This is a genomic window from Streptomyces tritici (assembly GCF_048500665.1).
GTDB lineage: Bacteria > Actinomycetota > Actinomycetes > Streptomycetales > Streptomycetaceae > Streptomyces > Streptomyces tritici.
The window spans coordinates 3,755,561-3,768,835 of record NZ_CP183183.1 but is presented as its reverse complement, the minus strand read 5'-3'; the positions used below and the strand labels follow the sequence as shown (position 1 = coordinate 3,768,835).

The following is a 13,275-nucleotide window of genomic DNA, read 5'->3' as shown; positions in this document are numbered from 1 at the left end:
GGGGGCCGGCCTCACTCGGACTCGATGACCTGGACGCTCTCCGCGACCTTCTCCAGCTCGTCGGCGCTCAGAGCGGACGCGGCGGCGTTGATGCGCACGAGAAACGTCTCGCCCCTCTTGTCCGTGGCCACGACGTCGACCCCGTTGACGAGCTCGCCCTGGGGAGGAGTCGTCCCGCTTCCCGTGGACTTGAAGGCGTAGTCGATGCGCTGGCCGTCGTCCGCACCGCCGACGGGGAAGTCCTTGAACCCCTTGATCTGCGCCTGCAGTTCGTGGTCGCCGAGAGCGGAGGCCGCCGCCTTCTCGGCGTCACGGGTGTCGTCGTACTCGAGCACGACCGCGATCTTCCCGAGCTGGCGTCCGCCCTGCTCCAGCACGACCGCCCCGTCGGCGAGCTCGGGCCGCTCCGCCTCGGACTGGACCTTCCACCCCTGGGGGAAGTCCACGGTGACGTGGGGCGTCTTGAGGCGCTCGTAGCCCTGGGGCACCGGCTCGTCCGCAGCGCCGCCGCCCCCACAGCCGGCCAGCAGCAGCATCGCGACCGCCGCACCGCCCGTCGCCCAGGCGCGCGTCGCCGTGGGGCGCGTCACCGTGGGGCGCGTCGCCGTGGGGCGCGTCACCGTGGGGCGCATCGCCTCGCCGCTCCGCCGGAGTCCGCGTTCTCGCCTTCGCGCCGCTCCGTCTGCCGGTCCGCGGTGCTCCATGCTGGTGGTTCCTTCCGTACGGCGTGCTCCGTGCGCGGGGACGGGTCTCCTGGGACAGCTGTGACCCGTGAGGTAGTTGGTGTCCGAGAATCGTGTCAGAGCACGACCGGTCGACGCATGGGCCCACGGGCCCAATTCGCCTCTGCGTACGAAGACTTACCGCTCCGGCGTGCAGGTCTGCCTGGGCCTCACGCCGAAGCCGCGACCGAGACCGCGCTGACGCGGCCGTCCGCGAGCACGTACACCCTGCCGTCGGCGATCAGGGGGACGCCCTCCGCACCCGGCTCGCCCTTCGCGCGCCAGCGCGCCGCTCCCGTACGGGCGTCGTAGGCCCACACCTCCGAGGACTGGCCCACCAGGACGAACGCACTCCCCGCCGCCGCGGGCGCCGAGGTGCAGCCGTCGGACGGCGTACGCCACAGTCGCCGGCCGTCCGACGCGGCTCGTGCGCTGACGTAGCCGCCGGGCTCCGTCCTCCCGTCCGAGAAGGGGTTCTGGAAGCCGGAGTCGACGGAGTGCGCGCCCCGGTAACCGTCGCTCGTCGCCAGGAAGACGGCGGACCCGCCCGACGCGGCCTCGGGAGTCGACGGCGAATCGACCGTGGCGCGCCAGCGCCGGTCGCCCGTCGCGGCGTCGTAGGCGTACACGGCCCCGGTCCCGCCCTCGCAGGCGTACACCGTGCGCCCGTCGGCGGAGACGGTGATCCGCGCGCCCGACCCCTCCGCCCTCTCCTTCGGAGGTGCGGGGGCCTTCCAGCGCCGCTCCCCGGTGGAAAGGTCGTACGCGGCCAGCTCGTTGGCCTTCCCCGACCCGATGGCGTACATCAGCTTCGTATCCGTCGCCGGCACGACACTGTCCTGCTTCGGCAGCGACCAGCGCTCGTCCCCCGAACCCGCGTCGAGCGCGACGATCCGTTCGCCGTCCCGGGTGTCCGCGATCACCTGTCCGCGCGAGGGGTCCCCGAGCAGCAGGCGGTTCACCTCGGTCCGCCACGTGACGCGCCCCGTGGCCGTGTCCAGCCCGCACAGCACGCCCTCGACCAGGGTGCGGGTGGAACCGGCCTCGTCCGCCGCCTTCTCCGTCCCCGTCAGCACGCACACCGTGGAGCCGATCACCACCGGCGCCGCGGGAGGACCGCCGCCCAGCGGCGCACTCGCCCAGCGGCGGCTGCCGTCCTCGTCCGAGAAGGCGCTGACGTGCCCGCCCTCGACCGCCGCATAGACGGTTCCGCCGGCGACGGCGACCGGCCCGAGCACCGCGTCCCCCTGGGTGCCGCCGTTCACCTCGGCCACCCACCGCCCGCGCCCGGTCCGGGCGTTCACCGCGTGCACGGACAGCGGGCCGGCGGTGGCGACGTAGAGGGAGCCGCCCGCGCTGCTCAGCCAACTCACCCCGGCGGCAGCAGCGTTCATCGCGTACGTCCAGACGGGCTGCCGCTCGGGCGGCGCCGGAATGCCCGCGTCCTCATCCCCGCCGAAGACCTTCCACGCCGCGAAGGCTCCGACGCCCACGACCCCGGCCCCGAGCACTGCCCGGCGACCGACGTGCCGCCCCTGCCGTCCGCCGTGCCCCCGTGCGTTCATTGCTTCACCTTTCGCGTCGCGCGACTTCGGATGGTCACACGATCGACTGAGATAGCGTGTGCGGCTCCGAGGAAGGGAGACGTACAAGATGTACGGCACGCGCAGCAACCAACCCTGGACGCCAGCACATCACATGCAGGCACGGGGGATCCAGGGCCGCAAGCGGTTCTTCGCGCTGACCCGCTCGTGGGCCGTCGGCCTGGTGACCCTGACGCTGTTGAGCTTCGCGGTGGGCTATGCCGTCCAGGGCGTCTTCGACTCCCGCCTCTACTCGTTCGGCTGGCGGCTCGCCCTCGTCTATCTCCCCAACGTGCTGACGATGACCGCCTGCGCCCTGGCCGCCGCCCGCGTCCACCGCGCCCCGCACCGCGACTCCCTCCCCGGCCATCTCGCGGCGACCCTGGGCGTCCCGGTCTTCACCCTGATCGTCTCGCTGATCAACGGCTGGGGCGCCCTCGGCGCGGAGGTCGGCTCGATGATGGTCGCCGCGGTGCTGCTGGGGAGCGTCCTGGCGCTCGTCCTGGACCGGCTCCTGGAGAGCCGCCGCTGAACTCCTGGCGACCGGCACCCCGCCGCTGAACCACAAAACCCCAGGTCAGAAGCTTCTGACCTGGGGTTCCAGTGGAGCCGCCTTCGGGATTCGAACCCGAGACCTACGCATTACGAGTGCGTTGCTCTGGCCAACTGAGCTAAGGCGGCGCGGCCTGCGTTCCCATGGTGGGTGCAGCAGCCTCGCCAAGTCTACACAGTTAATCGGGGTGCTCCGACCAACCCCCGGAGCGGCTCATGAGCAGCGCTTTCCGGCCGGCGGGGGTGTGCCCTCCAGGAGGTAGGCGTTGATGGCGGTGTCGATGCAGTCGCTGCCGCGGCCGTAGGCGGTGTGGCCGTCGCCGTCGTAGGTGAGCAGGACGCCGGAGGAGAGCTGGGCGGCGAGGGAGCGGGCCCACTTGTAGGGGGTGGCCGGGTCGCGGGTGGTGCCGACGACCAGCAGCGGGGGCGCGCCCTCGGCGGTGATGCGGTGGGGGCGGCCGGTGGCGGGGGCGGGCCAGTACGTGCAGGTCAGCGCCGCCCAGGCCAGGCCCCGGCCGAACACCGGGGAGGCCTTCTCGAAGGACGGCACCGCCTTCTGCGCCTCCGCCGGACCGGCGAAGGCGGGCGGGAGGTCCAGGCAGTTCACGGCCGCGTTCGCGTACATGAGGTTCGAGTACGTGCCGTCCGCCTCGCGCTCGTAGTAGCTGTCGGCCAGTGCCAGCAGCGCCGCGCCCTCGCCGTCCATGGCCCGGGTGAGCGCCTCCCGCAGCTGGGGCCAGGCGGCCTCGTCGTACATCGCGGCGATCACCCCGGTCGTGGCCAGCGCCTCGCCCAGCTCGCGGCCCTCCCCCGTCGGCACCGGCTTCGCGTCGAGCTCGCGGAAGAAGGCCCGCATCCGGGCCGTGGCCGCCTGCGGCGACCCCGTGCCGAGGGGGCAGTCCGCGACCTCCACGCAGTCCGCCGCGAACGCCTGGAACGCCGTCTCGAAACCGGCCGTCTGGTCCCGGTTCAGCTCGGCCGCCGGCAGCGACGGGTCCATCGCCCCGTCCAGGACCAGCCGCCCCGTCCGCTTCGGGAACAGCTCGGCGTACGTCGCGCCGAGGAACGTCCCGTACGAGGCCCCCACGTACGTGAGCCGCTCGTCGCCGAGCACCGCGCGCAGGATGTCCATGTCCCGCGCCGCCTCCACCGTCGAGACGTGCGGCAGCACCTTCCCGGCCCGTTTCGCGCACCCGTCCGCGAAGGTCCGGAACGAGGCGGCGAGGGCCGACGTCTCCCCGGCGTCGTCCGGCGTCGTGTCGACCTGCGTGTACGCGTCCATCTGCGGCCCGGTCAGGCACTCCACCGGCTCGCTGCGCGCCACGCCCCGCGGGTCGACGGCCACGATGTCGTACCGCGCCCGCACCGGAGCCGGGTAGCCGATGCCCGCGTACCCCTGGAGGTAGCCGACGGCGGAGCCGCCGGGCCCGCCCGGATTGACCAGCAGCGAACCGAGCCGCTTCCCCGGGCCGGTCGCCCGCACCCGGGAGACCGCCAGCTTCACGTCGCCGCCGCCCGGCTTCGCGTAGTCCAGGGGCGCCCGCAGCGTCGCGCACTGGAACTCCGGCACACCGCAGTCCCGCCAGCTCAGCTTCTGCGCGTAGTAGCGCTCCAGACCCGCCGTACCTGAGAGCGAGGGCGCGCCGGCCCTCGGCGCGGCCCCGTCACCGCCGGCCGAGCAGCCCGAGGCGAGGAGCCCGGCCACGGCCAGGGCGAGGGCGGAGGTGCGGAGCAGGCGGCTGGACATCATGTCCGGAGCGTATCGGGGCCGGTACGCAACGTGTCCAATCCGGTACCTCCGGTACCTCCCGCACCGCTCAGCCGCGCAGCTCCATCGCCATCGCCTCGACGGCGAGCAGCGGCGCGACGTTGCTGTCCAGCGCCTCGCGACAGGCCAGGACCGCCTCGATGCGGCGCAGGGTCCGCTCGGGGGTGGTCTCGCGGGCGATCCGGTCCAGCGCGTCCCGTACGTCCTCGTTGGCGAGGGGCGTACGGGCGCCGAGCTGGAGCGCGAGCACGTCGCGGTAGAAGCCGGTGAGGTCGGTGAGGGCGAGGTCGAGGCTGTCGCGCTGCGTCCGCGTTCTTCGCCGCTTCTGCTTCTCCTCCAGCTCCTTCATCACGCCCGCCGTCCCGCGCGGCATCCGGCCGCCCTGGGCCGCGCCGAGCGCCGCCTTCAGCTCCTCGGTCTCCTTGACGTCGATCTCCTCCGCGACCTGCGCCGCGTCCTCCGCCGCCGCGTCGATCAGCTCCTGCGCGGCGCGCAGCCCGCCGCCCACGTCCGCGACCCGCAGCGGCAGCTTCAGGACCGTCGCGCGACGGGCCCGGGCCCGCTCGTCGGTGGCGAGCCGGCGCGCCCGGTCGATGTGGCCCTGGGTGGCGCGGGCCGCCGCGTGCGCCGCCTCGGGCTCGATGCCGTCGCGCCGTACGAGCACGTCGGCGACGGCCGACACCGGCGGCGTACGGAGCGAGACGTGCCGGCAGCGCGAACGGATCGTCGGGAGCACGTCCTCCAGGGACGGCGCGCACAGCAGCCAGACCGTGCGCGGCGCGGGCTCCTCGACGGCCTTCAGGAGCACGTTGCCCGCGCCCTCGGTGAGCCGGTCCGCGTCCTCCAGGACAATGACCTGCCAGCGGCCGCCGGCCGGGGAGAGCTGGGCCCGGCGGACGAGCTCGCGGGTCTCCTTCACGCCGATCGAGAGCAGGTCGGTCCGGACGACCTCCACGTCGGCGTGCGTGCCGACCAGCGCGGTGTGGCAACCGTCGCAGAACCCGCAGCCCGGCGCCCCGCCGAGCGCCCGGTCGGGGCTGACGCACTGCAGCGCCGCGGCGAACGCCCGCGCGGCCGTCGCCCGGCCCGAGCCGGGCGGGCCGGTGAACAGCCAGGCGTGCGTCATCTTGGACGCGTCGGGACCGGGCTCGCCGGCGGCCTGGGCGGTCACGAGCGCGTCGGCGTCGCGCGCGGCCGCGGCCAGCTGCTCCTCCAACCGCTCCTGTCCGACCAGGTCGTCCCACACGGCCATGTCCGCCCCGCCTCCTCAGGCCTCAGGTACGCCCTCCATTGTGGGGCACCCCGCTGACAACGCCGGACAGCGCCGGCGACGCGGACCGGCCGCACCCCAGGCGCGGGGTGCGGCCGGTCCGGTGGCCGTGGGCGGACGGTCAGCGCCGGCGGCGCCGGCCGGCGTCGTCCTCGTCGTCGTGCGGCCCGAGCAGTTCGTCGGCGAGGCTCGGCAGGTCGTCCAGCGGGGTCTCCTCCGCCCAGTCCGAGCGGCGCCGCGGCCGGCCCTGCTCGTCCACCTGCGGCAGCTCGGCGGTCCGGTCGTCGGCGCCGGCCGACGCCTGGTCGCGCGGCTCCTGCTCGTCGCGGAAGTAGCCGGGCGGCACCCGGTCGGCCGGGGCGTCGTCGCGTACGGGCGGCAGCACCGCGGTCTCGTCGGCGGCGCGCGGGTCGCGCACCGGCGGCAGCACGGCCGTCTCGTCGGCCGCGGGGACCTGCGGCAGGACCGTGGTCTCCTCCTCCGGCCGCACCACCGGCGTCGGGACGGTCTGCGTCACGTCGTCCGGCTGGACGACCGGCGTCGGCACGGTGATCTCGTTCGGGGAGACGACCGGCGTCGGGACGGTCACCTCGTTGGGGGACACGGTCGCGGCCGCCTCCGCCTCCGCGGCGGCCTTGCGCGCGGCCTCCACGGCGCGCGCCCGCTCCTCGGCCTCGGCCACCGCACGAGCCTCAGCGGCCGCCTTCGCTTCGGCCGCCGCCTTCGCCTCCGCAGCAGCACGGGCCTCTGCTGCCGCCTTCGCCTCAGCCGCGGCCTTCGCCGCCGCCTCCGCCTCCGCGGCCCTGCGGGCCTCCTCGGCGCGGCGCAGCGCCTCCTCGGCCTTCCGCTGCTTCTCCAGCCGGCGCGCCTCGGCCTCGGCCCGCAGCCGGGCCTCCTCCTCGGCCTGCTTGCGCAGCCGCTCCTGCTCCTCCCGGTGCGCCTTCTCCTCGGCCTCGCGCCGCCGGCGCTCCTCCTCGGCGGCCTTCCGCGCCTCCTCGGCCCGCAGACGGGCCTCCTCCGCCTGGCGCTCGGCCTCGCGACGGCGGGCCTCTTCCTCCTCGGCCTGGCGGCGGGCCTCCTCCTCGGCGCGCAGCTTGGCGAGCTGCTCCTGGCGCTCACGCTCCAGGCGCTCCTCCTCCGCCTTGCGCGCGGCCTCCTCCTCGGCCTTCCGGCGGGCCTCCTCCTCGGCCTTGCGCCGCGCCTCCTCCTGGGCCTTCACCTCGGCCTCGGACAGCGGCAGCATCTGGTCGAGCCGGTGCCGGACGACGGTGGTCACGGACTCCGGGTCCTGGCCGGCGTCGACGACGAGGTACCGGGCGGGGTCGGCGGCCGCGAGGGCCAGGAACCCGGCCCGCACCCGGGCGTGGAACTCGGGCGGCTCGGACTCCAGCCGGTCCGGGGCCTCGGTGAACCGTTCCCGCGCGGTCTCCGGGGAGACGTCGAGCAGCACGGTGAGGTGCGGGACGAGACCGCCGGTGGCCCAGCGGTTGATCCGCGCGACCTCGGTCGGGGACAGGTCGCGGCCGGCGCCCTGGTAGGCCACGGACGAGTCGATGTACCGGTCGGAGATCACGATCGCGCCGCGCTCCAGGGCCGGCTTGACCAGCGAGTCGACGTGCTCGGCGCGGTCGGCGGCGTACAGCAGCGCCTCGGCGCGGTGGGACAGCCCGGCGCTCGACACGTCGAGCAGGATCGAGCGCAGCCGCTTGCCGATCGGGGTCGCGCCCGGCTCGCGGGTGACGACGACCTCGTGGCCCTTGGCGCGGATCCAGTCCGCGAGCGCCTCGACCTGCGTGGACTTGCCGGCGCCGTCGCCGCCCTCCAGGGCGATGAAGAAGCCGGTGGCCGCCGGAGCCTGGACCGGGTCGGCGCCGCGCACCGCGTCGCGCAGGTCGCGGCGGAGCGGGACGCCGGCGCGGTCGTCGGTCTTGGCGAGGACGATCACGGCGACGGGCAGCAGCAGCGCGCCGACCAGCATCAGCGTGAAGGCCGCCCCGCCGTGCGCGAAGACGAAGTCGCCGGAGGCCAGGCGGTGCGGGCCGATCGCGGCCGCGAGCAGCGGCGCGGCGACCGCGCCGAGCGCGATGGCGACGCGGACGACGGCCTGCAGGTGCTCGGTGACCCGGGCCCGGCGGAACTCCTCGGTCTCCTGGTCGATCAGGGTGTGCCCGGTATTGGCGGCGACGCCCGCGGCGAACCCGGCGAGCGCGGCGATCCCGAGGACGGTCGCGGTGTCGGGCACCAGCCCCATCGCGAGCAGCGCGACGCCGGTCAGCGCGATGGCGAGGGCCAGCAGCCGGCGGCGCGACAGCACCCTGAGGACGGACGGCGCGGTGCGGATGCCGACGCCGACCGCGCCGGTCAGCGCGAGGATCAGCAGCGCGTACGTGACGGGGCCGCCGTCGAGGTCGAAGGCGTGCAGCGCGGCGACGGCCGCGGCGGAGGCGATCGCTCCGGCGACGGTGGCGCAGGCGAGCACGAGCAGCGGCACCGCGCCGGTGCGGCCCTTGTCGGGGCCGTCGCCGGTGGTCGGGCGGCGCAGGCCCTCCAGCGGGGAGCGGGGGCGCGGCGTCTGCGCGTCGGGCAGTTCGACGAAGTACAGGACGGACAGCGAGGCGGAGAACAGCCCGGCCGCGACGTACGAGCCCAGCGCGGCCTGGTGCTGGGCGAACCAGTCGACCGCGGTGGCGAGCAGGTTGCCGATCAGGGTGGCGACGAGCAGGGCCGCCGCCGCGGCCGGGACGACGAGGAAGCTCGTCCGCAGCGAGAGCCGGCGCAGCGCGTCGAGATGGTCCGGCAGCGGCCGCACGGCCGCGCCCTCCAGCGGCGGCGCGGGCAGCAGCGCGGGCGCGACGCTCTCCTTGGCGATCGTCCAGAGCCGCTCGGCGAGGCCGAGCACGAAGACGGTGCCGAGCAGGAACCAGACGGCCCGCCCCGGCACCCAGTCGATCCACAGCGGCGCGACGACGAGCAGCGCGAGCCGCAGCCCGTCCGCGACGATCATGGTCCAGCGCCGGTCGAGCGGGCCGCCGGTCCGGGTCAGCGCGGTGAGCGGGCCGAGGAGCACGGCGCCGAACAGCACGGTCGCCGCCAGCCGCGCCCCGAGCACGGCGGCGACGCCGAAGGCGAGCCCGCGGTACCCGCCGCCGAAGGCGTCCTCGGTGGCGGTGGCCTGCAGGACGAGAAGGACGGTGACGAGCAGCGCGAGGGCGTCGGCCGTGCCGCCGACGAGCTGCGCGCTCCACAGCCGGCGCAGCGGCTGATGGCGCAACAGCGCCCGTACGGCGCGCTCTCGGGAGTCCGCGACGAGTGCGGCGTCGAAGTCTGGCTGCTCGGCTCGCGTCATCCGCCCAGCCTATCCGGAGCGCCCAGCTCCCCGGGCTCCCCACCCGAACATTTGCCTGGCCCGCCGGGACGACCGGGGCGTGGCCCGTGGCGGGGTGTGCGAAAGGTCCGGAGGCCGACCGCGGCCTCCGGACCCTCCGGTCACGCCTACTCGTCCGCCGACGCCTGCGCCGCCGCCGTCTTCTTGGCGGTCGTCTTCTTCGCCGTCGTCGTCTTCTTCGCGGTCGTGGTCTTCTTCGCCGCGGTCTTCTTGGCAGCCGTCGTCTTCTTCGCGGCCGTCTTCTTGGCGGCGGTCTTCTTCGCCGGCGCCTTCTTGGCCGTCTTCTTCGCCGGCCCCTTGGCCCGCTTCTCGGCGAGCAGCTCGTAGCCGCGCTCCGGCGTGATGTCCTCCACCGAGTCGCCGGTCCGCAGGGTGGCGTTCGTCTCGCCGTCCGTCACGTACGGGCCGAACCGGCCGTCCTTGACCACGACGGGACGCTCGCTGACCGGGTCGGTGCCCAGCTCCTTCAGCGGCGGCTTGGCCGCCGCCCGGCCGCGCTGCTTGGGCTGGGCGTAGATCGCCAGCGCCTCTTCCAGCGTGATCGTGAAGAGCTGGTCCTCGCTGGTCAGCGACCGGGAGTCGGTGCCCTTCTTCAGGTACGGGCCGTAGCGGCCGTTCTGCGCGGTGATCTCCACGCCCTCGGCGTCCGTGCCGACGACGCGCGGCAGCGACATCAGCCGCAGCGCGTCCTCCAGCGTCACCGTGTCCAGGGACATCGACTTGAAGAGCGAGGCGGTCCGCGGCTTCACCGCGTTCTTGCCGGTCTTCGGCGTGCCCTCGGGCAGGATCTCGGTCACGTACGGGCCGTAGCGGCCGTTCTTCGCGACGATCTGGTTGCCGGTGACCGGGTCCGCGCCCAGCTCGTAGTCGCCGCTCGGCGCCGCGAGCAGCTCCTCCGCGTACTCGACCGTCAGCTCGTCCGGCGCGAGGTCGCTCGGCACGTCGGCGCGCTGGTGGCCCTCCGCGTCCTTCTCGCCGCGCTCGATGTACGGGCCGAAGCGGCCGACGCGCAGCACGATCCCGTTGCCGACGGGGAACGAGGAGATCTCCCGGGCGTCGATCGCGCCCAGGTCGGTCACCAGCTCCTTCAGGCCGCCGAGGTGGTCGCCGTCGCCGTTGCCGGCGTCGGCCGCGGCCCCGGTGCCGGAGCCCTCGCCGAAGTAGAAACGCTTCAGCCACGGCACGGACTGGGCCTCGCCGCGCGCGATGCGGTCGAGGTCGTCCTCCATCCGGGCGGTGAAGTCGTAGTCGACGAGCCGGCCGAAGTGCTTCTCCAGCAGGTTGACCACGGCGAAGCTCAGGAAGGACGGCACGAGCGCCGTGCCCTTCTTGAACACGTAGCCGCGGTCGAGGATCGTGCCGATGATCGACGCGTACGTCGACGGGCGGCCGATCTCCCGCTCCTCCAGCTCCTTGACCAGCGTCGCCTCGGTGTAGCGGGCCGGCGGCTTGGTGGCGTGGCCCTCGGGGGTGATCTCCTCGGCGCGCAGCGCGTCGCCCTCGGCGACCTGCGGCAGCCGACGCTCGCGGTCGTCGAGCTCGGCGTTGGGGTCGTCGGCGCCCTCCACATAGGCCTTCATGAAGCCGTGGAAGGTGATCGTCTTGCCGGACGCGGAGAACTCGACGTCCCGGCCGTCGGCGGAGACGCCGCCGATCTTCACGGTGACGGAGTTGCCGGTCGCGTCCTTCATCTGGGAGGCGACGGTCCGCTTCCAGATCAGCTCGTAGAGCCGGAACTGGTCGCCGGTCAGACCGGTCTCGGCGGGGGTGCGGAAACGGTCGCCCGAGGGGCGGATCGCCTCGTGCGCCTCCTGCGCGTTCTTGACCTTGCCGGCGTACAGGCGCGGCTTGTCCGGCAGGTAGTCGGCGCCGTACAGCTGCGTGACCTGCGCCCGGGCCGCCGCGACGGCGGTGTCCGAGAGCGTCGTGGAGTCGGTACGCATGTAGGTGATGAAGCCGTTCTCGTACAGCTTCTGCGCCACCTGCATGGTCGCCTTCGCGCCGAAGCCCAGCTTGCGCGAGGCCTCCTGCTGGAGCGTGGTGGTACGGAACGGGGCGTACGGCGAGCGGCGGTACGGCTTGGACTCGACCGAGCGCACCGCGAACGCGGAGTCGGCGAGTCCCGCCGCCAGCGCGCGGGCGTTCGCCTCGTCGAGGTGCAGCACCTGGCCGGGGCTCTTGAGCTGCCCGTCCGCGCCGAAGTCGCGGCCCTGCGCGACGCGCTTGCCGTCGACCGTGTTCAGCCGCGCGACCAGCGACGACGGGTCGGAGGGGTCGCCTGCGCGGCCGGTGGAGAAGGTGCCGGTGAGGTCCCAGTACTCGGCGGAGCGGAAGGCGATGCGCTCGCGCTCGCGCTCGACGACGAGGCGGGTCGCGACGGACTGCACGCGGCCGGCGGACAGCCGGGGCATGACCTTCTTCCACAGGACCGGCGAGACCTCGTAGCCGTAGAGGCGGTCGAGGATGCGGCGGGTCTCCTGCGCGTCGACCATGCGCTTGTTCAGCTCGCGCGGGTTGCGCACGGCGTCCTGGATCGCGTCCTTGGTGATCTCGTGGAAGACCATCCGGTGGACGGGGACCTTGGGCTTCAGGACCTCCAGGAGGTGCCACGCGATGGCCTCGCCCTCGCGGTCCTCATCGGTGGCGAGGAAGAGCTCGTCCGACTCGGCAAGCTGCTCCTTGAGTTTCCTGACCTGCGCCTTCTTGTCCGCGTTCACCACGTAGATCGGCTGGAAGTCGTGCTCGACGTCCACGCCGAGCCGGCGCACCTCGCCGGTGTACTTCTCCGGCACCTCGGCGGCGCCGTTGGGGAGGTCACGGATGTGCCCGACGCTCGCCTCGACGACATAGCCGGGGCCGAGGTAACCCTTGATCGTCTTCGCCTTGGCAGGCGACTCGACGATGACGAGTCGGCGGCCGCCCTGTGCGGTCTCGCTGGTCGGGGACAACTTCGCTCTTCTCTCGGGTCGACGCTCGGTGAACGTACGGCGCAGGGTGCGTGGCGCGTGCGTGGCCGCGGCGTGGCACCTGCTGTCGCTGCGGAGTGTGACGGTACAACCCGCACCCGTGTCAAACGGCAAAAGCCCACAACGGCCACTCGAACGGTAACCCGACTCCGGGCATTCCTGCCGCCCGGACCCTGCGTGACATCGAGCGGATCTTGTTCGACCCCCCGGCCGGGGGTGCCGGTCCGGTTCCGGGCCGGGACGGTTCCGGGTCGGTTCCGGCTCGCTGCCCGATCGGTTCAGGTTCGGTTCCGCTTCCGGGGCCGGAACCCCACGGGTCCTGTTCCGCTTCCGGCCGCGTTCCGTCAGACCCGGCTGAAGCACCACACCCCGAGAGCGAGGAAGATCACGCCGGAGACGGTGGTGAAGGCCACGGCCGCGACCGGCCCGACGCCGTGGGCCACCGGCGCGCGGTGCAGCAGGCGCGCCCCCGTCCAGACCAGCAGCGCGGCCCCGAACAGCGCGAACGCCGCTCCGGCGAAGATCGCAGGTCCGCTCTCCATGCCCGTACCCCGTTCCGTGTCCCGTCGCCGACGGCCGCGGCGGTCTGCGCGGGTGGCGGCCGCCGGGTGTCCCCGGCCCCGAGGCTGGCACCTCCGGGCGTCGTGGACGCGAATTCCGGGTGAACGACGCGGGCCTTCTCGGACGAGTTCACGAAGATGGCCGGTACTGAACGCAACCTTCCGGGCACCGGGCGACCGAACGACCGGGCCGCCCGGCTCGACGGCGGTGTGGCCGGACGCCGGTGCGGCGGTGTGGCCGGGCGCCGGTGCGGCGGTGCGGCCGGAGGCCGGTGCGGCGGTGCGGCCGGACGCCGGTGCGCCGGTGCGGCCGGACGCCGGTGCGCCGGTGCGGCCGGACGCCGGTGCGCCGGTGCGGCCGGACGCCGGTGCGCCGGTGCGGCCGGACGCCGGTGCGCCGGTGCGGCCGGACGCCGGTGCGCCGGTGCGGCCGGACGCCGGTGCGCCGGTGCGGCGGGATCGCCCGGCC

At 74.3% G+C, this 13,275-nt stretch carries 8 protein-coding genes and 1 tRNA gene; 1 reads left to right on the top strand and 8 read right to left on the bottom strand.

Translation table 11 applies throughout. The features are described from left to right. Positions 1-11 precede the first annotated feature (11 nt). Entirely contained in the window at positions 12-590 is a 579-nt protein-coding gene (locus tag ACNJ93_RS17515; RefSeq protein ID WP_418958337.1) for a hypothetical protein, read from the bottom strand. Between the two features lie 302 nt (positions 591-892). Next, a complete protein-coding gene (locus ACNJ93_RS17510; RefSeq protein WP_418958336.1) occupies positions 893-2,287 on the bottom strand; it encodes a PQQ-binding-like beta-propeller repeat protein in 1,395 nt (464 codons plus the stop codon). A gap of 133 nt (positions 2,288-2,420) precedes the next feature. On the opposite strand from ACNJ93_RS17510, the gene ACNJ93_RS17505 reads away from it, so the two are divergent. Further along, positions 2,421-2,837: a hypothetical protein gene (locus tag ACNJ93_RS17505; protein ID WP_418958335.1), complete on the top strand. Its 417-nt coding sequence runs from the start codon at positions 2,421-2,423 to the stop codon at positions 2,835-2,837. A 72-nt stretch (positions 2,838-2,909) separates the two neighbouring features. Here the strand turns inward: ACNJ93_RS17505 and ACNJ93_RS17500 are convergent. From ACNJ93_RS17500 to ACNJ93_RS17475, 6 genes are all read right to left on the bottom strand, one after another. Then, positions 2,910-2,986: transfer RNA gene (locus ACNJ93_RS17500), tRNA-Thr, on the bottom strand. A gap of 85 nt (positions 2,987-3,071) precedes the next feature. After that, positions 3,072-4,607, bottom strand: a complete 1,536-nt coding sequence (locus ACNJ93_RS17495) for an alpha/beta hydrolase (RefSeq protein ID WP_418958334.1) — start codon at positions 4,605-4,607, stop codon at positions 3,072-3,074. Between the two features lie 67 nt (positions 4,608-4,674). Continuing rightward, the gene (locus ACNJ93_RS17490; RefSeq protein WP_418958333.1) at positions 4,675-5,877 is read right to left on the bottom strand and encodes a DNA polymerase III subunit delta'; all 1,203 of its coding nucleotides are present in this window, start codon (positions 5,875-5,877) and stop codon (positions 4,675-4,677) included. 139 nt (positions 5,878-6,016) lie between these two features. Further along, the gene (gene tmk, locus ACNJ93_RS17485; RefSeq protein WP_418958332.1) at positions 6,017-9,241 is read right to left on the bottom strand and encodes a dTMP kinase; all 3,225 of its coding nucleotides are present in this window, start codon (positions 9,239-9,241) and stop codon (positions 6,017-6,019) included. A gap of 146 nt (positions 9,242-9,387) precedes the next feature. After that, entirely contained in the window at positions 9,388-12,228 is a 2,841-nt protein-coding gene (gene topA / locus ACNJ93_RS17480; RefSeq protein WP_418958331.1) for a type I DNA topoisomerase, read from the bottom strand. Positions 12,229-12,590: 362 nt separating this feature from the next. Next, entirely contained in the window at positions 12,591-12,788 is a 198-nt protein-coding gene (locus ACNJ93_RS17475; protein WP_418958330.1) for a hypothetical protein, read from the bottom strand. Between the last annotated feature and the right edge of the window lie 487 nt (positions 12,789-13,275).